This is a genomic window from Mesorhizobium huakuii (genome assembly GCF_014189455.1).
Classification (GTDB): domain Bacteria; phylum Pseudomonadota; class Alphaproteobacteria; order Rhizobiales; family Rhizobiaceae; genus Mesorhizobium; species Mesorhizobium huakuii_A.
The window spans coordinates 5,146,938-5,166,137 of record NZ_CP050296.1 but is presented as its reverse complement, the minus strand read 5'-3'; the positions used below and the strand labels follow the sequence as shown (position 1 = coordinate 5,166,137).

Below are 19,200 nucleotides of genomic sequence, written 5' to 3'. Positions count from 1 at the left end.
GCTGGCGTTAACGGGATCGGGCGGATTTCCTTACGCGGGCCTTTTCGAGGAAAACCCATGAAGACTTCCATCAAAGCGCTCGCTTTGACCACCGCGTTGGCACTGCAGTGGTTCAGTCCCGCACAAGGAGCGACCGCCTCCGGCAATATGACAGTCCGGATCACCATTCAGGCGGAGTGCAAGGTCCAGACCGCGACCGATATGGATTTCGGCACGAATGGTGTCATTGACGCCAATGTCGACCAGACCAGCACCATTTCGGTGCAATGCACCAACAGTACGCCCTACAATGTCGGCCTGGGCGCCGGTGTCGGCGCTGGGGCAACGATCGCCGTCCGCAAGATGACCGGCCCAGCAGCCGCGGTCGTCAACTACTCGCTTTATCGCGACGTGGCGCGAGCCCAGCTATGGGGCACCACCATAGGCACCGACACGGTGGCAGGCACCGGTAATGGCGCCGCGCAACCACTTACGGTTTATGGCCGCGTGCCGCCGCAAACAACGCCTGGTGCGGGTGTCTACACAGACACGGTTGCGATCACCGTCACCTACTAAGCTGCTTTCAAACACGGAGGACGCCATGCGTTCCATGCTCAAAAGCATTAGCGCGATCGCGCTTTTGCTCCTCGCGGCCGGTTTGGCGCAAGCAGCGTCGCTTCGGGTGGCGCCGACCAGCATCGAGATGATCGCGCCGGACAGCGCGGCGGTCTTGACCCTGCGCAACGAGGCGAAACGGCCCATCAACGTACAGATAAGAGTGTTTCGCTGGACTCAAGAGGGCGGCATCGAACGGCTCGAGCCGACCAGTGATGTTGTTGCCAGTCCCCCGGCTGCGAAGCTTGGCCCCGGCGCCGACTATCTGGTGCGGGTTGTGCGGGCATCGAAATCAGCCGTTGCAGGCGAGGAAAGCTATCGTGTGATCATCGACGAACTTCCTGATCCGTCGAGAAAGAGGGCCGGTACCGTCAGTCTGGTCCTGCGCTATTCGGTTCCGGTGTTCTTTCGCAATCCCGACGCGGCTGCTCCAAATGTTTCCTGGAGCCTCTCCGGCAAGGGGCGCGGGCTGCTCCTGACAGCAAAAAACACCGGCGAAAGTCGCTTGAGATTGTCCGATTTGACGCTGACGCAGAGCGGGCGAAAACTCGGCAACCGCAACGGTCTTGTCGGCTATGTGCTCGGCGGTGCGACCATGCAATGGCCGATCGCGGGGAAGACGCTTTCGGGCGGAGCGGTTTCGCTGTCGGCCCAGAGCGATTTTGGACCGTTCGATGCCAACGTTTCGATCAAGGGCCAGTAGGGTCGCGATCGCCGCTGTCGTGGCCGCATTTTCCACCATGCAGGTCAAAGCACAAGATGTGTTGCCGACCCCCGCGGCAACAGGCTCCGCGGCGGCTCCAGCCGACGGCCGCGATCTGTATCTGGAAGTCTTCGTCAACGATGTCTCGACCGGGTTGATCGGCGCTTTCAGGCAGCTGTCGGATGGCGGCCTGGCTTCTACGCCAGACGAATTGCAGCAGGTTGGGCTGCAACCTGTCGAAAGTGCGATGGGTGCCGATCACCTAGTGCGGGTCGATCGGCTCCCTGACGTCTCCTATCGTATCGATGAAGCGACCCAACGTCTCTATGTGACGGCCACCAATGCGGCACGCTCCGCCCACGTCATCGACATCGCTCCGCGGGGTAAGCAGGACAGGCTCGAGCCGCAATCCGGCTTTGGCGGCGTGCTGAACTACTCCCTGTTCGCCAGCATCAACGATCTGAAGGATCCTACCTTGCAGCTCTTTAGTGGCGTCTCAGGCGGTTTCGATGCGCGGCTTTTCAGCCCTTATGGAACGTTGAGCCAAGGCTTTATCGTTAGCCTGTCAGACGGCGAACTTGACGGCTTCACCCGGCTGAACACGACCTGGAGTTATTCCGATCCCGAGCGGTTGCTGACCTACAAGGCGGGTGACTTCGTCTCGGGTGGGCTGGCATGGACAAGGCCGGTGTATCTCGGCGGCTTTCAGGTCCAGCGCAATTTTTCCTTGCGTTCCGATCTCGTCACCTTGCCGCTTCCGAGCTTCTCGGGAACAGCTGCTGTCCCCTCCACGCTCGAAGTCTATACGCAGAATGTGCGGACCTATACCAGCGACGTCCCGGCCGGGCCGTTTCAGGTGACAAACCTGCCAATATTCACCGGAGCTGGCCAAGCCCAGATTGTCCTGCGCGACAGCCTCGGCCGCGAAACCACCGTGACGTTGCCATTCTACAATTCCAGCATGCTACTGAAACGGGGCCTGCTCGACTTCTCCGCCGAGGTCGGCTCTCCGCGACGCAATTTCGGTGTCGAATCGTATGATTATGACGGCGGCATTTATGGCTCGGCAAGCGCGCGCTATGGGCTGACCAACCGGCTGACACTGGAAGGCCACGTCGAAGGCGGCGAAGATCTTGTGAATGGCGGCGCCGGCATAGCGTTTCCGCTCAGCTATTTCGGCGCAGCCTCCATTGCTGCGGCCGGCAGTCGTCACAATGGCCAGACGGGCGCGCTCGTCAACGCCTCGCTTGAGCTGAGCTACGATGGGTGGTCGCTCTATGGCCGCATGCAGCGCGCGTTGGGGGACTACGAGGACATTGCATCGGTCACCGCCGAAATCAATGCTGTACCGGGTCCGAACGAGTTCCCGATCTTCACAGCCGGCGTTCCTCGCGCGCTCGACCAGGTAACGCTGAGCGTGCCGATGCCGCTTGATTTTTCAAACCTCAACCTCTCCTACGCGCACCTTAAGAGCGCCGATGGAGAGAGCAGCCAGATCGTCGGCGTTTCGTACAGCCAAACAGTGTTCAAGGACAGCAGCTTCTATGCCACCGCCTTCACCGACCTTGACGACAAAAACAGTTTTGGCGTGTTTGCGGGCATCTCCGTACCGCTCGGCGGTGATGTCACCGCCTCAACCGGGGTCGCAGGCGGCCCCGACGGCGTGTCGGTGGTCGCCGATATCGCCAAGTCCGAACGGCTGGAGAACGGCAGCATCGGCTGGCGTGCCAGGACGTCCGAGGGCGGCACACCCAACCGGTCTGCGGCCGTCAGCTACCGTTCACCATGGGCGCGCGTAGAGGCCGGCATCCAGCAATTCGACAAGAGCGTTCGCGGAACCGCAGAGGTCGATGGGGCAATCGCCGTCGCCGGCGGCGGCGTTTTTGCCACCAACCACATCAACGACGCGTTCGCGGTTGTCGATGTCGGTGTTGCTGGCGTGGAAGTCCAGCACCAGAACAGGCGGGTCGGCGTCAGCAACCGGCAGGGAAAGATCCTGGTTCCCGATCTGAACTCCTACGAAGACAATACCATTTCGATTGATCCAAGGAACTTGCCGGTCGATGCCGATGTGCCGGAGACACGCAAAATCGTCGTGCCGGCTGGTCGAAGTGGCGTCGTCCTGGATTTCGGCGTCTCAAAGGCTGCCGATGCGGCGCTTGTCTCCCTGGTCGACAGCAAAGGCACGCCGATCGCCGTCGGCGCCAAGGGCCGTGTCGAGGGCGCCGACGAGGAATTCGTGATCGGCTATGACGGCGAGGCCTATGTCCGCACCCTCCACCGACAAAATGCCGTGGCCATTGAATTGCCGGATGGCAGCTCGTGTCGAGCTGAATTCGCCTATCGAGCGGTACCCGGCCAACAGGTGGTCATAAAGCAGGTCATCTGTTCTTGAGGCGAGGACGAACAATGCTGCGTTTCGCTATGCTGTTGGCCGCCCTGCTCTTGCCGACCGTTGGCTGGGCCCAAAGCTGCAGCTTTGGCGTATCGGCGATGAATTTCGGATCGGTCGACACGCTTTCCGGTTCACCGACCAATTCAACAGCCACGCTCAGCGTAAACTGCTCCGGATTGTTGTTGCAGCGCATCCTCATCTGTCCAAATCTGGGTACGGGCAGCGGCGGCGCGACGGCTTCTGCTCGTCAAATGCTGAGCGGCGCCAATCATCTCGACTACCAGCTCTATTCGGATTCCGCGCGCTCGGTGGTGTGGGGCTCCTATGCGTGGCCGTATCCGCCGACGGCGCCGGGCTTTGCGCTGACGCTGAACGCGCTCGGCAGCGGTTCGGCCAGCCAGACGATCTATGGCGCGGTATTGGGTGGACAGGCGACCGCGGTGCCGTCGGCCTATCTCTCCACATTTTCCGGGAGCCACGTCGAGTTCCGCTATCGAGCCACTCTCAGCAACGATTGCAGCACCAGTGCAGGCTCCGTCGACAGACCCACATTCACGATCAACGCGATCGTTCCGGCCAATTGTCTGCTGGCAATCCAGAACATCGATTTCGGATCAAACGGCGTTCTGGGCGCCAATGTCGATGCGACTGGCGGGGTTTCCATCACCTGCACCCCGGGCACGCCCTATACAGTGTCGCTCAGCAACGGAACGACTGGTTCGGCGCCAACCGCGCGCAAGATGTCCAAGGGCGTGGAAACCGTAACCTACGGTCTCTACAAGGATAACGCACGCAGCCAGGTGTGGGGCGACGCAGCGACGCCAGGCAGTACGGTTGCGGGAGGCGGCAGCGGTGCGGCGCAAAATCTCACCATCTACGGCCGTGTTCCCGCGCAAACGACACCCTCTGCCGGCGTCTATACCGATACCGTTGTCGTTACCGTGACCTATTAGGCCGCTGCATCAGAGCGCCGCGCGTCCAGAAGAACGCGCGGCGCTGCAATGCCGCTAGATGATGTCGGCGATTACTGCGCGATCGGCGCGTACTTGCCGTCATGCCACTGGTTAATGTCGTAGCTGGCGTTCTTGAGGTCGCCCTTTTCGTCGAAGGTGACGTCGCCGACGACAGTGCTGATCGGCGTGCCGTTCTTCAATGCTTCGGCAACCTTGGCCGGATCGTCGCTGCCGGCACGCTTGATGCCTTCGGCGAAAGCCTGGACAACGGCGTAAGAGAACAGCGTGAAGCCTTCCGGCACGAAGCCGCCGGCCTTGATCTTCTCGACAGCCGCCTTGGCTTCCGGTTTTGCCTGCGGGTCCGACGGGAAGACGAACATCGTGCCTTCGCCGGCCGGGCCGGCAACCTGCCAGAATTCCGGCGAGGCAATCGAGTCCGGCATGATCAGCTGGAACTTCAGGTTCTGTTCGGCCGACTGACGCAAGATCAAACCGGCTTCAGGGTGGTAGCCGCCGAAATAGACGACGTCGGCCTTGAGATCCTTGAGCTTGGTAACAAGCGCCGAATAGTCCTTCTCGCCAGGATTGATGGCGTCATAGTAGACTTCCTTGAGGCCACCAGTGTTCATGGTTGCCCTGACGGCATCAGCGACGCCCTGACCGTAGGCGCTCTTGTCGTGCAGGATGACGACGTTCTTGCCGGCATACTTCTTGGCGATCCACGGGCCGATAAAGGCGCCCTGCGCGTCGTCACGCGTATAGAGGCGCATGATGGTCGGCCAGCCGGCCTTGGCGGCCGCGTCGGTCAGCACCGGGTTCGAGGAAGCCGGGCTCATCATCAGCGAACCGGCTTCGGCATAGACCGCCGAGGCCGGAATGCTCGAGCCCGAGCAGGCATGACCGTCGATGAACTTGACGCCGTTGGCGACGATGCGGTTGGCGACCGACACGGCCTGTTTGGGGTCGCACTGGTCGTCCTCGATGTCGAGCTTGATCATCGAGCCGTTGACACCGCCCGCGGCGTTGATGGCATCGGCGGCGGCCTGTGCGCCCTGCTTGAACTGATCGCCGATGGTGGCGAGCTGTCCGGTCATCGGGCCGACCACCGAAACGGTGATGTCGTCGGCGAATGCGACCGGCGCACTCATCATCAGGCCGAAAATGGCCGCGCTCAAAATACTGATTTTTTCATAGCAATAGAACTCCTCCACTCACGCGCGGCCGCCCCGGCCGCGCTTCTTCCAGAGAGGCGGGACAATTTCATCCTTCATTGGGCCTGTCTAGGCGCATTGGCGCCACTCGATTGGGCCTGCGAGGCGCCATTCAAGCAAAAAAGCCACGCCAGCCTTGTTCCGGCTGGTCGTGGCTTTTTTGCCTGTCGGGCTGTTTCCCCAGCGCCCCCGCGCCACGAACCCCAACGTTGCCTTCCCTGTCTTCCCTGCCTGTCCGAAAACCGGATTCCGCTTTCGGGATCATGTCCGTCGTGCAGCTTGGCCTATCCCGCCTGCCGCATTCTTGTTGTCGATGGCCTGTGGCCTGGCTGTCTGCGCAGCCTTATCCCTGTTGGCCCGACCGTCTTCGAGCGGTCTTGGCCGGAGCGTCCCCGTCTGCCGGAACTTTAGTGCATGGTCATCCATTCGCGGGCTTCGCGCAGCGCCTTGGCGATCTCGACCTTCGACATGGCCGCCGACAGTTCCGAGCGCAGTTCCGCGGCGCGGGCCGAACCCTTGATGGCGGCGATGTTGAACCATTTGTGGGCGGCGACCACGTCGGTCTCGCAGTCGCGGCCGGTCGCATACATCATGCCCAGTTCGAAAAGAATGTCGGCCTGGGCAGTTGCCCCCATGGCGCCGAAACCTGCTTCAAGCATTTCAAAACGTGCCATTTTAGTCCCCTGTCTGGCTCCCGAGAGCTGCCTCCGTTTGTCTTGTCCGGGCCGCTCTTTCGATGCTTTCGAGAATGCCGGCGAGGCTTGAATCCGTCGTTAAATGGCGTGCTTAATTTGAAGAAAACAAAGCTAAAACAAGAGGTAAACGCCGAAATTCGTTAAGGATACGAAGCCAGCAATTCAGCCGATTTGCGCCAAATTTGACGAAAATTTTCGCGGGCGGAATCAACACTCCGCTAACCACGGGAAACAAACACGATGCACCGGTCGTTTTCATTTCCTTGTCGACAAGGCGGATTCGGGCGCTTTCAAAATCCCAAAGTCTTCCGTTGCGGCACGACTTTTGTTTTGCCGGGAGCTGGATTAGCTTACGTTTGCGTAAGCGGCAGACCGGCGAGGCGGAGAATTCGGCCGGCTATCCAAAGGGAGCAAGACATGTTTCGAAAAGTGAGCCTGGCTCTTGCAGCCACATTGATCATGGCGGGTGCGGCATGGGCCGATCCGATCGAGGGCAACTGGAAGACGCAAGCCGGCGACACCGCCGCCATTTCAGGCAGCGGCTCGTTTTCCATCACGCTCAAATCAGGAAAATATGCCGGCAAGACCATCGGCTCGCTGAAAGCGACCGGCGACAACAAATATGCCGGCAGCATCACTGATCCGGCGAACGACAAGACCTATTCGGGCAAGGCGACATTGGCGGGCACCTCGCTCAAGATGAGCGGATGCGTGCTCGGCGGACTGATCTGCAAGAGCCAGACCTGGCACAGGCTCTGATCGACCATATCCTTGTGACCTGACGACGGGGCCCAGCGGGCCCCGTTTTCGTTTCAGCGGCACGTCGAACCCTGATGCTCTTGCCCTGCTGGCAGTGGCCATCCGGGCTCGCGGCGACCCGGTCGGATCCCGTCAATCAATTTGAACCGCAGATGAACGCCGGCATCAGAGCCGGTTCAGAGGCGTTGCGGCATTCTCTCGCGTGTTGAAGGAGACACGACCCAATGCTTGCTCGCCGCTTCACCATCGTCTGCCTGCTGATGAGCCTGTTTGGAATGTTCTTCGCCATCCTCGTCGCTGAAGCGGGCCGTTCCCCCCGCTCCTGGGACCAAGCCAGTTCCTGCCAATTCGGTTGCGTGAACCATTTTCGCCGCTGAAGCGACAAAGACACAGATCCAACGAGAAAAGCAAAAGCCATGAACCGTATCGCTGCCAATACCCTCCAGACCCTTCGGCTCCTGCCGCGGGCAGCGCTCGTCCTGGTGGCTCTTTCAGCGCCGGTTCTGGCCGTGCCGATGATGCGCGCCGACGCCGGCTCGACGATCGAGGCGCCGGCCCTGAGGAATTCAGGCGTGGGTTTCGTTCTGCTGGTCAGCCTGCAGCGCGGATAAAGAAAAATGGCGCTTTGGGCGCCTTCGACAGCGACACCCCTCCCAACCGCTCGTCCAAGTCTCTATATTGAGCCATGGAAAAGCGAATCTATCCCCAAGCCATCGAATCAGTCGTCATGCCGGAGCCTTTTGGCCGGCAAAGCTTTGACAGCGCCGAAAAAGCCGTTGCGGCGCTGCAGCGGCTTTACGACCGCAACACCAAGTTCCTGCGTGACTCCTTTGCGGCGCTTGCCGCCGGCGGCGACAGCAGCAAACGCTACCGCGCCTTCTATCCCGAGATCGGCGTCACCACGAGTTCGTTCACCCAGGTCGACTCGCGACAGGCCTATGGCCATATGCCAACGCCCGGCCATTTCGCCACCACGATCACGCAGCCGCGGCTGTTCGAGCGGTACCTGATCGAACAGCTGCGCCTGATCATGCGCAACCACGGTGTCGCGGTCACGGTTTCAGAATCGACCACGCCCATTCCGCTGCATTTCGCCTTCCTGGAGGGAGCTTACGTCGACGGGGCCGCCGCGGAGCGCATCAAGCGGCCGATCCGCGACCTGTTCGACGTGCCGGATCTCGACGGCACCGACGACCAGATTGCCAACGGCACGTTCGAAGTGGCCTTCGGCGAACCAAGACCGCTGGCGCCGTTCACGGCGCAGCGCATCGACTATTCGCTGCACCGCATGACCCATTACACCGCCACCAGCCCGCAGCATTTCCAGAACTTCGTGCTGTTCACCAACTATCAGTTCTACATCGACGAGTTCGTTGCCCGCGCCCGCGACCTGATGGAGAAGGGCGGCGGCGGTTATACGGAATTCGTCGAACCGGGTAATGTCGTGACCAAGGCCGGACAAAGCGCGCCCAGCGAAGGTGTTGGACCGCAGCGCCTGCCGCAGATGCCGGCCTATCACCTGAAAAAGCCGAACCATGGCGGCATCACCATGGTCAACATCGGTGTTGGCCCTTCCAACGCCAAGACGATCACCGACCATATCGCCGTGCTGAGACCGCACGCATGGGTGATGCTTGGCCATTGCGCCGGGCTGCGCAACACCCAGGCGCTCGGCGACTATGTGCTGGCGCATGCCTATGTGCGCGAGGACCATGTGCTGGACGACGATCTTCCGGTCTGGGTGCCGATCCCGCCGCTGGCCGAGATCCAGGTCGCGCTGCAGGAAGCGGTTGCCGAAGTCACCGGCCTGTCCGGCTACGATCTGAAGCGCATCATGCGGACCGGCACCGTCGCCACCATCGACAACCGCAACTGGGAACTGCGCGACCAGCGCGGACCGGTTCAGCGCCTGTCGCAGTCCCGCGCCATCGCGCTCGACATGGAATCGGCGACGATCGCCGCCAATGGCTTCCGCTTCCGCGTACCCTACGGCACGCTGCTATGCGTTTCCGACAAGCCGCTGCATGGCGAGTTGAAACTGCCTGGCATGGCGACCGAGTTCTACAAGCGCCAAGTGGCGCAGCACCTGACCATCGGCATCAGGGCAATGGAGAAGCTGGCCGAGATGCCGATGGAGCGGCTGCATTCGCGCAAGCTCCGGAGCTTTTCGGAGACAGCGTTCCAGTAGGCGCTCGCCAAGCCTCGGCGAGGCAAATCGTCGTCTTGCTCAGGCCGCATTTTGGCCGATAAGCAGGTCGAACGGATCGTCAGGCGGCATTCGGCAGACACGACCTCAATGATGACAGGCGCGCGCTTGAATATGACGGCTGGGTTGGCATTCCTGGCGATGACGGCACTGTCGGCGGCGCTGTTGGCCGGGTTCTTCGGCACGCTGCATCCGGCGTTCGATTCCTTCTCGCATTTCCGCATGCACTTCAGCGTGCTCATGGCGCTTCTGGCACTGCCGCTGCTCGCCAGTTCGTTTCGGCTGCAGGCGGCAGCGGGGCTGGTCTTTGCCATCGCCTGCCTGGCCACCACGGCAAGCGCGCTGCCGAGGCTTTGGCCGCAGCCGGCGGTTGCCAAGCCCGCAGATCAGGCTGTCTACAGCTTGCTGCAGATGAACCTGCGCTTCAATAACCCGACACCGAAAAAAGTGCTCTCCCTGATCGGCCGCACCAACCCGGACGTGATCACCCTCGACGAAGTGTCTGGCATGTGGACGACAGAGCTTGGCACCATCACCAGCGCCTACCCCTACCGTATCCTGTGCCCTTACCCGAACGGCATGTTCGGGGTGGCGCTGCTGTCGCGCCGGCCCTTTTTGGCCGGCACGACACCGCGCTGCGAACCGCGTGGCGCGATGGCGACCGCGACCGTCGACTTCGGCGGGATCGGCGTCGATGTCGCCGCGATCCATTTGAGCTGGCCGTGGCCGAAGGAGCAATACTGGCAGATCGGCGAACTGGCGCAAACATTGGCCGGGCTGGGCGAGACCGCGATCATGGCCGGCGATTGCAACGCCGTGCCGTGGAGTGCGGCGGTGCGGCGGGTCGCGGCGCTCGGCGGGCTGACACTTATGCCTTCGGCCGGCCCAACCTGGATCCATCGAACACTGCCCGACGTCCTGCGCCGCTATGCAGGCCTGCCGATCGACCAGGTGTTCAGCAAGGGCGGGCTGACCATCCTGTCTTCGGCGCGGCTGGAGGATACCGGCTCAGACCATCTGCCGGTGCTGGTCGAGTTCACGCTTCGCCTTAGCGACAAGCAGCCTGAGAATGACCACGCCACAGCGCTCGCGGCGAGCGGCTTGTCAGCCAAGCCTCACGGCTGAGCGAAGCCCGCGCGTCGGCGCTGAGCGGATCACTCGTTCATGGTTTTTTGATCAAGGCAGCGATCAGATGCTCGACATGGCCGCCCTTGCTGTGCTCGCGCCGATCGAAGGCGTTTTGATTGGCCTCATATTCGGCATAGACAGCCTTGATGCGAAGCTGAGCTTCGCGGCGCGTCTTGTAGCAAGACGGGTCGTTGGCGATCCGCAGGCCGGTTATCGACCTTTCCGTAGCGCGCATCATCTCCCTGGCGATGCGCCCATGTGTTTCCTCATGGGCGCGAACACCGGCGAAAAACCTGCCCCAGCGCCTCTTCAGCTCCGGCGCCGCGGGCGAAGCAAGGCGAGGGAAGGTGTAGGAAAGGTTGAGCGTCCCATTGATCCGCCGCATCCGGCAGAAGCCGTTGCCTTCAGTGGCGTTGAGGTTCCAGTCGACGGTATAGGCCGTGGTGGCGATGGCATGCGTCATGAAGCCGTGCCTGGGGCCTTTGCTGTCCATCGCGTCGACGAGGGCGGCGCCCGAGCTTCCCGTAATGTCGTAGGTCCGCGTCTGGACGACAGCCCTGGTGCCGGCCAAAGCCTCTGGCGCACACAGCGCCCCGATGGCGACGAGGCATGTCAGAACCGTCCGGCGCATGGCCTTCTCCTTATCCCTGGAGATAGGAACCATAGACCGGTGGCCGTTTCAACGGTTCTACCGGCCTGCGTGACCTCACGGCCAGCCCTCACCTGCATTTTTACTGCAGAGACCTGAACCGCCCGGCCGCGCGAGGTCACATGCCCTGGTAGACCGGACCTTCGCCGCCCTGCGGCGGCACCCAGTTGATGTTCTGGTTTGGGTCCTTGATGTCGCAGGTCTTGCAGTGGACGCAGTTCTGCGCGTTGATGACGAAGCGCACATCCTTCGCCGCAGGATCAGCGGCGGCATTGCCGTCCTTGTCGACCCATTCATAGACGCCAGCCGGGCAATAGCGTGTCGAAGGTCCGGCGAAGACATCGTGCTCGGAGCGCTGCTGCAAGGCCATGTCGCCGACCAGCAGGTGGACCGGCTCGTTTTCCTCATGGTTGGTATTAGACAGGAACACCGAGGACAGGCGGTCGAAGGTCAGCACGCCATCGGGCTTCGGATAGGCGATCTTCTTGTGCTGGGCGGCGGGCTCGAGTGTGGCATAGTCGGCCTTGCCGTGCTTCAGCGTGCCGAAGGGCGAGACGCCGAACAGCGTGTTCAGCCACATATCGAGGCCGCCAAGGCCAACGCCGACGATGGTGCCGAAGCGCGACCACAACGGCTTGACGTTGCGCACCTTCTTCAAATCCTTGCCGATGTCGGTCGCGCGCCAGGCTTGCTCGTAGGACGTAAGCTCGTCATTGGCGCGGCCAGCGCCGATCGCTTCGGCGACATGCTCGGCCGCCAGCATGCCGGAGAGCACCGCATTGTGCGAGCCCTTGATGCGCGGCACGTTGACGAAGCCCGCCGCGCAGCCCATCAGCGCGCCGCCGGGGAAGGACAATTTCGGCACCGACTGCCAGCCACCCTCGGTGATGGCGCGCGCACCATAGCCCAGGCGCTTGGCGCCTTCGAAGGTGCCGCGGATCGCCGGATGGGTCTTGAAGCGTTGGAATTCCTCGAAGGGCGACAGCCAGGGATTCTTGTAATTGAGATGGAGGACGAAGCCGACCGCCACCTGGTTGTCCTCGAGATGGTAGAGGAACGAGCCGCCGCCGGTCTTCATGTCGAGCGGCCAGCCGAAGGAATGCTGCACAAGGCCCGGCCGGTGGTTCTCCGGCTTGACCTGCCAAAGCTCCTTGAGGCCGATGCCGTATTTACCGGGCTCGCGGCCATCGGAAAGCTTGTATTTGGCGATCAACTGCTTGGCGAGCGAGCCGCGCGCGCCTTCGCCGATCAGCACATATTTGCCCATCAGCGCCATGCCCGGTGCGAAGCCCGGGCCGTGCGTGCCGTCCTTCTCGACGCCCATATCGCCGGTGACGACGCCGGTGACGGCGCCTTCTTCATTGTAGAGCAGGCCAGCGGCGGCAAAACCCGGATAGATCTCGACGCCCAGCGCCTCGGCCTTGGTGGCCAGCCAGCGGCAGACATTGCCGAGCGAGACGATGTAGTTGCCGTGATTGTTCATCAGCGGCGGCATCAGAATGTTGGGCAGGCGGAACGAGCCGGCGGGGCCGAGGACCAGGAAATGATCCGCCGTGACCGGCGTCTTGAAAGGATGGCCCTCCTCCTCGCGCCAACCGGGCAGAAGCCGGTCGATGCCGATCGGATCGACGACGGCGCCGGAGAGGATATGGGCGCCGACCTCGCCGCCCTTTTCCAGCACGACGACGGAAAGCTCGGGATTGACCTGCTTGAGGCGGATGGCGCGGCAAGGCCGGCCGGACCGGCACCGACGATGACCACGTCGAATTCCATGCTTTCGCGTTCGATATCGCTCATCAACCCCTCCGCACTGGCTTGCCGCTGTTGCGTATCTTGCTGGCTTCTGCGCTGCATAGCGCATCAATTGGCGACAGGAAACCGGCGCATACGTGACAATGCGGATTTGGCCAAAAAGTCGCGCATCCTGCGGCAGGGCAGCCGTTCGTGCCCGGCGAGACCGCCGCGCTTGCGTTTTTTAATTGTTCGGCGGCTTGCTTATCGGCCATACTTCCCGCCATGCGCATTCCTGGGCCAGCCGGCTTTCCTTCGACGCGCTTTCTTTTGTCGCCCGGCCGGGCCTGCCGGGCGATTCTTCTGGCCCTTATGACGTCGGCACCAGGGCACGCCGCCGCGGACGAGGTGAAAGTCTGGGCGACAGGCGCCTACTCCTTCTCCGACGAGCTTGGCGGCTTCCGCATCACCGGAGCCTCCGGCATCGGAACCAAGGACGATCCGCTGGTCATCACCGAAGAATTGAATTCGGCGACACCCGTGACGCTGACCATCCGCACCACAAAGCCGATCGAGACATTCGGCAAGGCGGGCGAGTTCGCCAATGGCATCATGTATATGCGCATCGACGTGCTCAACAACAGCGGCCAGGCCTGGATCGAGTTCCAGTTCGAGCTTCAGGAGATACTCGATCAGCCCAGCGTTTTTGGAGACGGGCTTTCCTTCGACCAGCGCAACAAGACGCCCGAAAATATCTGGTCGAGCAATTTCGCCGACTTCGACCGCGACTTCGAACCCTATGACCGGTTGCTGTTCAAGAACGGCAAGGTCGACCCGCTGAAGACCGTAAGCTTCGAGTTTCTGATGACCGATTACACGCCACGATGGACCTTCTATCTGGTGCAGGATCCGCGCATCCCGACCGGATAGGGCAAGCAGCCGGTCTTGCAAATTGCAGCCGTGCGGACGAATGTGCGCGCCATGACTGCCGCCTCCCCCACAAGCCCGACCGATATTGCCGACATCCTGGCGTTCTATGCCAGCGCCGGCGTCGATGAGGCGCTGGAAGACGCCCCTGTCAACCGCTTCGCCGAGGCGGCGCCGAGGCCCGTCGAGCGTGCACCGGCAGCGGCGGCGCCGCCTCGCGAAGACAAGACGCCGGAGCGGCCCGCGGCATCGTCCGGGTTGGATGCGAGCCGGGTGCCGGACGCGCCGGCGCGTTCATCGGTCGCCGCCGTGCCGGACGAAGCCCAGGCAGCACTTGCGCGCCAGTTGGCGACAACGGCAACAACCCTGGACGAGTTGCGCCAGCACATGGCGGCATTCGACGGCTGCAATCTCAAGGCCACCGCCAAGAACCTGGTGTTCGCCGACGGTAACCCGGAGGCTGCGGTCATGTTGGTGGGCGAAGCGCCGGGCCGCGACGAGGACATTGAGGGGCTACCGTTCGTCGGCCGCTCGGGCCGGCTGCTCGACCGCATGCTGGCCGCGATCGGGCTCGACCGCACCTCGGTCTACATTGCCAACGTCATTCCCTGGCGGCCGCCGGGCAACCGCACGCCAACGCCGCACGAGACCGAAATCTGCCGGCCGTTCATCGAGCGGCAGATCGAGCTGGTCAATCCCAAGGTGCTGGTCAATCTCGGCGGCCCGTCGGCCAAGACCTTGCTCAACACTTCGGAAGGTATTTTGCGGCTGCGCGGCAACTGGCGCGTCCACACCACCGCTTCCGGCATCGCCATTCCGGCCATGCCGACGCTGCATCCGGCCTATCTGCTGCGGACGCCGGCGCACAAGAAGCTGGCATGGCGGGATTTTCTCGAGGTCAAGACAAAGCTGCGGTCGCTGTCCTAGATCGAGATGACGTTTAGTTGAATCGTCATCTCGATCTAACTCTTTGTTGGAGCATGATCTTTTCCGAAAACCGGTCCCACTTTTCGGGATCATGCTCTAGCGATAACCTCGCAGGTAATTGAAATACGCCTCTCGCCACCCTAGTCATGGCGCCATGACAACGTCCCAAATTTCCGCCGGCAGTCTCATCCGTGAATGGCGCACGCGCCGCCGCATGAGCCAGCTCGATCTCGCGATGGAAGCCGAAATCTCGCAGCGGCATCTGAGCTTTGTCGAGAGCGGGCGCGCTGCGCCCTCGCGCGACATGGTGCTGCATCTGGCGGAGCAGTTGGCGATCCCGCTGAGGCAGCGCAACCAGTTGCTGCTGGCGGCAGGGTTTGCGCCGAGCTTCAGCGAACGGTCGCTCTCCGACACGACGCTGGCGCCGGCGATGGCGGCGGTCGAGATCGTGCTCAAAGGGCACGAACCCTTCCCGGCACTGGCGGTAGACCGGCACTGGAACCTGGTTTCGGCGAATGCCGCGATTGCTCCGTTCCTCGCCGATGTCAGCGAGGCCTCGCTGCTGGCGCCACCGGTCAACGTGCTTCGCCTCAGCCTGCACCCCGGCGGCGTCGCACCGCGCATCGTCAACCTCGCGGAATGGCGCACGCATCTGCTCGAACGTCTCAAGCACCAGAACGATGCCAGCGGCGATCCGGTGCTGGTCGAACTGGAGCATGAGTTGCGCAGCTACCCTTCCGGCCTCAAGGGCAACAGGCCAACGCCCGTCGAGCCGAATGCGATCGTGCATCCGCTGCGCCTCGCCCATGGCGATCAGGTGCTGTCGTTCATCAGCACCATCACCGTGTTCGGTACGCCGCTCGACGTGACCTTGTCGGAACTGGCGATCGAGTCCTTTTTCCCGGCCGACGAGCTGACTCGCGCGGTGCTGGTGCGGGTGGCGAAGGAGCGGTCGGAACGGTCCTGATCAGCCTTGCGGCAGCGTCACCTTGCGCGTTCGGGTGCGTTCCAGGCCGAGTTGCCGCTCGCGCCAGATGATGAAGACGCCGGCGGCCACCACGATCGCACCACCAATCAGCGTGTTGAGCGAGGTCACATCGCCGAAAATGAAATAGCCGACGACGACACCGAGGATCATCGAGGTGTATTCGAACGGCGCCACCACCGAGGCCTCGGCATGGCGATAGGCCGAGGTCATCAGGATCTGACCGAGGCCGCCGCAGAAGCCGGCCATGACGAGCAGCGCGGCTTGCGCCGGCATCAGCGATTGCCAGCCGAAAGGCAGCGTCAGCAGCGAGAGCACGCTCGCCGTCGACGAGAACCACAACACGATGGTCGCCGTCTTCTCCGTCTGCACGAGATTGCGCACAAGCAGCATGGCGACAGCCGAGATCGCCGCCGCCACCAGCGCGGCCATGACGCCCAGGACCTCCTGGTCGTCGAGCGCTTCATCCGAGTTGAGCAGAGTCAGTTCCGGCCAGGAAATGATGAGCACGCCAATAAGGCCGACGGCGACCGCGCTCCAGCGATAGACGCGGATCGTCTCGCCTAGGAAGACGGAGGAGAACACCACGACCAGCAACGGCTGCGCGTAGTTCAGGGTGATCGCCTCCGGCAGCGGCAGCCTGGTCAGCGCGAAGAAGCCCAGCCCCATGGCGCCAACGCCGACGACGCCGCGCGCGACATGGTTGAAGGGACGTTTCGTGACGAATGCCGTCGCCAGCTGTCCCTTCAATGCCAGGAAGGCAATGATCGGGAAGATGGCGAAGAAGGAGCGGAAGAAGACGATCTGCCCGGCCGGCACATCGCCGGCGGCCTTGATGCAGGTTTGCATGCCCACGAAGACCGCCACCGAGACGATCTTCAGCGCGATGCCCCTTAGCGTGCCGTGGCCGCTGGTCGTTTCTGGTTCAGGCCGGGTCCCTGATGTCACGTTGACGATACGTCCCTGATCGCGGCCCAGATGCGCGCCGGCGTCGCCGGCATTTCGATATGCCTGATGCCATAGGCGCGCCACAGCGCATCGGTGACGGCATTGAGCGCCGCCGGCGTCGAGCCGATGGTGCCGGCCTCGCCTGCGCCCTTGATGCCCAATGCATTGGTGGTCGACGGCACGTTGCGGGTCTCGAAATGGAAGAACGGGAAATTGTCGGCGCGCGGCATGGCGTAGTCCATGAAGCTCGCCGTCAAGAGTTGCCCATCCTCGCCATAGATGGTGTCCTCGGTCAACGCCTGGCCGATGCCTTGCACGACGCCGCCATGCACCTGGCCCGCGAGCAGGATCGGGTTCACCGTGACGCCGAAATCATCGACGATGGTGTAGCGGACAATGTCGGTCGTGCCGGTGTCGGGATCGATCTCGACCTCGCAGATGTGAGTGCCGTTCGGATAAGTGCACTCGTCCTGGACGAACTCGCCGAACCCTTTGAGATCGTCGGGGCTTTTCGCCGCCCTGGCGATGGCTGAAAAATCGATCGTGCGGTCGGTGCCGACGATGCGGGCAATGCCATCGGACAGTTCGATGTCGCCGGCCGAAGCTTCCAGCTCGTCGGCGGCGATGCGCTTGATCTTGTTGGCCAGATCCTCGCCCGCACGGGAAGCCGATACACCGCCCAGCGGAATGGAGCGCGAGCCGCCGGTGCCGCCGCCCGCCTTCAACTCGTCGGTGTCGCCCTGGCGGACGTGGATCTTGTCGATGTCGAGATTGAGCTTCTCAGACAGGAACTGCGCGTAGGCGGTGGCATGCCCCTGCCCGTTGGTCTGAGTGCCGATCTTCAACGTCACCGTGCCGTCGCCATTGAGCTCGACGAAGGCCGGTTCGGAGCCTGGAAAGGCACAGGCTTCGATATAGGTCGCCATGCCGATGCCGCGGATCTTGCCGCCTGTCTTCGACTGTTCCAGCCGCTGTGGAAACGCCTTCCACTCCGACCGTTCTATGGCGCGGTCCATATGGCCTTCGAATTCGCCGGTGTCGTAGAGACGACCGGTCTGCGTTCGATAGGGAAAATGTTCGGGCCGGATGAAGTTGCGGCGCCGGATCTCTTCGACCGGCAGGCCGAGATCATGGGCGCAGGCATCGACCAGCTTTTCCAGCAGGAACGCCGCTTCGGGCCTGCCGGCGCCGCGATAGGCGTCGACCGGACAGGTATTGGTATAGAGGCCGGTCACCGTGACATCGAGTGCCTGGATGTCATAGACGCCGGTCGACATGGTGACGCCGATATAGGGAATGAACGGGCCGTATTGCGAGACATAGGCGCCGATATTGGCGAGCAGGTTCACCCTCATGCCGAGGAAGCGGCCATCCTTGTCGAGCGCCATTTCGGCTGTCACGGCATTGTCGCGGCCTTGCGCGTCGGTCAAAAAATGTTCCGTACGATCGCCGGCCCATTTCACCGGACGGCCAAGCCGTTTCGCCGCCTCGAGCACCAGCGGATATTCGCGGTAGACGAAGCTTTTCGGCCCAAAGCCGCCGCCGACATCGGGCGTGATGACGCGCAACTGGTCCTTCTTGATCTTGAACAGGCTGGCCAGGATGTACTGCATGGAATGCACGCCTTGAGACCCCGTGGTCAGCACGAAGCGGTTTTCCCCGACATTCCATTCGCCGATCGCCGAGCGCGGCTCCATGTAATTGCAGACCAGCCGGTTGTTGACGAATTCGATGCGGCTGACGTGAGCGGCCCTGGCGAAAGCGGCGTCCGTCTTTTTCCTGTCGCCCATATGGTAGGTGAAAGCGCGGTTGGAGCCGAGTTCCGGCCAGACCAGCGGTGTGCCTTCGGCAAGTGCCGTCGCCGTGCCGGAGGCGGCATCCTCACCGTCATAGTCGACATCGATCAGTTCGGCGGCATCCTGCGCCAGAGCGCGGCTGTCGGCGACGACGAAGGCCACGGCGTCGCCAACATAGTTGACGCGGTCCCGACACAGGATCGGGATGTCGCGCGTCGGCGCCTTGGTGCCATCCGGCTGCGCCTGCATGACGCCGGACTTGAGATCGCCGAGATGGGTGAGGTCCTTGCCGGTCAGAACGAGATGGACGCCGGGTGCCGCCGTCGCCGCCTCCGTCGAGCCGATGCTGAAGCTCGCCTTGGCGACCGGCGAGCGCAGGACATAGCCGTGCAGGACGCCGGCCGGCTGGATATCATCGGTATAGCGGCCCAGCCCCTGGATGAAGGCCGCATCCTCGCGCCGCAGCACGGAAGCGCCCATGCCGAATTTCGGTGTGACGACGGTCATGGCTGCCTCGTGAGGGTGTGGAGAAGGAACGCCTGAAATAGGCATCGGCCGAGTTTTGTCGAGGGGCTGTTTCGTGTAAAGAGCGC

Annotated in this window: 17 protein-coding genes and 1 pseudogene; 12 read left to right on the top strand and 6 right to left on the bottom strand. The window is 62.5% G+C overall.

Going from position 1 to position 19,200, the window contains the following annotated elements; all coding sequences use genetic code 11:
• The first annotated feature begins 57 nt into the window (after positions 1 to 57).
• From HB778_RS24805 to HB778_RS24790, 4 genes are read left to right on the top strand one after another with little or no spacing between them, the layout of a single operon-like run.
• Entirely contained in the window at positions 58 to 555 is a 498-nt protein-coding gene (locus tag HB778_RS24805; RefSeq protein ID WP_183457765.1) for a Csu type fimbrial protein, read from the top strand.
• Between the two features lie 25 nt (positions 556 to 580).
• Positions 581 to 1,297, top strand: a complete 717-nt coding sequence (locus HB778_RS24800) for a fimbrial biogenesis chaperone (protein WP_183457763.1) — start codon at positions 581 to 583, stop codon at positions 1,295 to 1,297.
• Positions 1,269 to 3,692, top strand: a complete 2,424-nt coding sequence (locus HB778_RS24795; RefSeq protein ID WP_183457761.1) for a fimbria/pilus outer membrane usher protein — start codon at positions 1,269 to 1,271, stop codon at positions 3,690 to 3,692. The genes HB778_RS24800 and HB778_RS24795 overlap by 29 nt, the downstream gene beginning before the upstream one ends.
• 14 nt (positions 3,693 to 3,706) lie before the next feature.
• Positions 3,707 to 4,645, top strand: a complete 939-nt coding sequence (locus tag HB778_RS24790) for a Csu type fimbrial protein (RefSeq protein WP_183457746.1) — start codon at positions 3,707 to 3,709, stop codon at positions 4,643 to 4,645.
• A gap of 71 nt (positions 4,646 to 4,716) precedes the next feature.
• Here HB778_RS24790 and HB778_RS24785 read toward each other — a convergent pair whose 3' ends face one another.
• Together HB778_RS24785 and HB778_RS24780 are read right to left on the bottom strand one after the other, a co-directional pair.
• Positions 4,717 to 5,796, bottom strand: a complete 1,080-nt coding sequence (locus HB778_RS24785; RefSeq protein ID WP_183465215.1) for a branched-chain amino acid ABC transporter substrate-binding protein — start codon at positions 5,794 to 5,796, stop codon at positions 4,717 to 4,719.
• 467 nt (positions 5,797 to 6,263) lie between these two features.
• Positions 6,264 to 6,530 (bottom strand): sel1 repeat family protein, encoded by a 267-nt coding sequence (locus HB778_RS24780; protein ID WP_010915070.1) that lies wholly within the window; start codon positions 6,528 to 6,530, stop codon positions 6,264 to 6,266.
• A 438-nt stretch (positions 6,531 to 6,968) separates the two neighbouring features.
• Here HB778_RS24780 and HB778_RS24775 point away from each other — a divergent pair, with 438 nt between their 5' ends.
• The 5 genes from HB778_RS24775 to HB778_RS24755 all read left to right on the top strand — a co-directional run bounded on the left by HB778_RS24775 (position 6,969) and on the right by HB778_RS24755 (position 10,641).
• Positions 6,969 to 7,310, top strand: coding sequence for a DUF2147 domain-containing protein (locus HB778_RS24775; protein WP_095203189.1), 342 nt, complete (start codon positions 6,969 to 6,971; stop codon positions 7,308 to 7,310).
• A gap of 224 nt (positions 7,311 to 7,534) precedes the next feature.
• Entirely contained in the window at positions 7,535 to 7,687 is a 153-nt protein-coding gene (locus HB778_RS24770; RefSeq protein ID WP_183457745.1) for a hypothetical protein, read from the top strand.
• A gap of 39 nt (positions 7,688 to 7,726) precedes the next feature.
• Positions 7,727 to 7,921 carry a hypothetical protein gene (locus tag HB778_RS24765; protein ID WP_095203188.1) on the top strand — a complete coding sequence of 65 codons (195 nt, stop codon included), beginning with the start codon at positions 7,727 to 7,729 and terminating at the stop codon, positions 7,919 to 7,921.
• 116 nt (positions 7,922 to 8,037) lie between these two features.
• Positions 8,038 to 9,498: an AMP nucleosidase gene (locus HB778_RS24760; protein WP_244661603.1), complete on the top strand. Its 1,461-nt coding sequence runs from the start codon at positions 8,038 to 8,040 to the stop codon at positions 9,496 to 9,498.
• A gap of 132 nt (positions 9,499 to 9,630) precedes the next feature.
• Positions 9,631 to 10,641 carry an endonuclease/exonuclease/phosphatase family protein gene (locus HB778_RS24755; RefSeq protein WP_244662002.1) on the top strand — a complete coding sequence of 337 codons (1,011 nt, stop codon included), beginning with the start codon at positions 9,631 to 9,633 and terminating at the stop codon, positions 10,639 to 10,641.
• A gap of 37 nt (positions 10,642 to 10,678) precedes the next feature.
• On the opposite strand, the gene HB778_RS24750 is transcribed toward HB778_RS24755, so the two are convergent.
• Positions 10,679 to 11,275, bottom strand: a complete 597-nt coding sequence (locus tag HB778_RS24750) for a DUF922 domain-containing Zn-dependent protease (protein WP_183457739.1) — start codon at positions 11,273 to 11,275, stop codon at positions 10,679 to 10,681.
• Positions 11,276 to 11,411: 136 nt separating this feature from the next.
• Positions 11,412 to 13,090 (bottom strand): annotated as a pseudogene (locus tag HB778_RS24745) (electron transfer flavoprotein-ubiquinone oxidoreductase).
• A 219-nt stretch (positions 13,091 to 13,309) separates the two neighbouring features.
• Here HB778_RS24745 and HB778_RS24740 point away from each other — a divergent pair.
• The 3 genes from HB778_RS24740 to HB778_RS24730 all read left to right on the top strand — a co-directional run bounded on the left by HB778_RS24740 (position 13,310) and on the right by HB778_RS24730 (position 15,845).
• Positions 13,310 to 13,954 carry a hypothetical protein gene (locus HB778_RS24740; protein WP_183457737.1) on the top strand — a complete coding sequence of 215 codons (645 nt, stop codon included), beginning with the start codon at positions 13,310 to 13,312 and terminating at the stop codon, positions 13,952 to 13,954.
• A gap of 51 nt (positions 13,955 to 14,005) precedes the next feature.
• Entirely contained in the window at positions 14,006 to 14,878 is an 873-nt protein-coding gene (locus HB778_RS24735; protein WP_183457735.1) for a uracil-DNA glycosylase, read from the top strand.
• Between the two features lie 154 nt (positions 14,879 to 15,032).
• On the top strand, positions 15,033 to 15,845 hold the full coding sequence (locus HB778_RS24730; protein ID WP_183457733.1) for a helix-turn-helix domain-containing protein: 813 nt from the start codon (positions 15,033 to 15,035) through the stop codon (positions 15,843 to 15,845).
• On the opposite strand, the gene HB778_RS24725 is transcribed toward HB778_RS24730, so the two are convergent.
• A complete protein-coding gene (locus tag HB778_RS24725; RefSeq protein WP_183457731.1) occupies positions 15,846 to 16,811 on the bottom strand; it encodes a DMT family transporter in 966 nt (321 codons plus the stop codon).
• On the bottom strand, positions 16,808 to 19,114 hold the full coding sequence (locus HB778_RS24720; RefSeq protein ID WP_183457729.1) for a xanthine dehydrogenase family protein molybdopterin-binding subunit: 2,307 nt from the start codon (positions 19,112 to 19,114) through the stop codon (positions 16,808 to 16,810). Before HB778_RS24720 ends, HB778_RS24725 begins: the two co-directional genes overlap by 4 nt.
• Positions 19,115 to 19,200 lie beyond the last annotated feature (86 nt).

Coding starts and splice junctions, on each gene's coding strand:
- HB778_RS24805 (WP_183457765.1), top strand. CDS start 58: ATGAAGACTTCCATCAAAGCGCTCGCTTTGACCACCGCGTTGGCACTG.
- HB778_RS24800 (WP_183457763.1), top strand. CDS start 581: ATGCGTTCCATGCTCAAAAGCATTAGCGCGATCGCGCTTTTGCTCCTC.
- HB778_RS24795 (WP_183457761.1), top strand. CDS start 1,269: ATGCCAACGTTTCGATCAAGGGCCAGTAGGGTCGCGATCGCCGCTGTC.
- HB778_RS24790 (WP_183457746.1), top strand. CDS start 3,707: ATGCTGCGTTTCGCTATGCTGTTGGCCGCCCTGCTCTTGCCGACCGTT.
- HB778_RS24785 (WP_183465215.1), bottom strand. CDS start 5,796: ATGATGAGTGCGCCGGTCGCATTCGCCGACGACATCACCGTTTCGGTG.
- HB778_RS24780 (WP_010915070.1), bottom strand. CDS start 6,530: ATGGCACGTTTTGAAATGCTTGAAGCAGGTTTCGGCGCCATGGGGGCA.
- HB778_RS24775 (WP_095203189.1), top strand. CDS start 6,969: ATGTTTCGAAAAGTGAGCCTGGCTCTTGCAGCCACATTGATCATGGCG.
- HB778_RS24770 (WP_183457745.1), top strand. CDS start 7,535: ATGCTTGCTCGCCGCTTCACCATCGTCTGCCTGCTGATGAGCCTGTTT.
- HB778_RS24765 (WP_095203188.1), top strand. CDS start 7,727: ATGAACCGTATCGCTGCCAATACCCTCCAGACCCTTCGGCTCCTGCCG.
- HB778_RS24760 (WP_244661603.1), top strand. CDS start 8,038: ATGCCGGAGCCTTTTGGCCGGCAAAGCTTTGACAGCGCCGAAAAAGCC.
- HB778_RS24755 (WP_244662002.1), top strand. CDS start 9,631: ATGACGGCTGGGTTGGCATTCCTGGCGATGACGGCACTGTCGGCGGCG.
- HB778_RS24750 (WP_183457739.1), bottom strand. CDS start 11,275: ATGCGCCGGACGGTTCTGACATGCCTCGTCGCCATCGGGGCGCTGTGT.
- HB778_RS24740 (WP_183457737.1), top strand. CDS start 13,310: ATGCGCATTCCTGGGCCAGCCGGCTTTCCTTCGACGCGCTTTCTTTTG.
- HB778_RS24735 (WP_183457735.1), top strand. CDS start 14,006: ATGACTGCCGCCTCCCCCACAAGCCCGACCGATATTGCCGACATCCTG.
- HB778_RS24730 (WP_183457733.1), top strand. CDS start 15,033: ATGACAACGTCCCAAATTTCCGCCGGCAGTCTCATCCGTGAATGGCGC.
- HB778_RS24720 (WP_183457729.1), bottom strand. CDS start 19,114: ATGACCGTCGTCACACCGAAATTCGGCATGGGCGCTTCCGTGCTGCGG.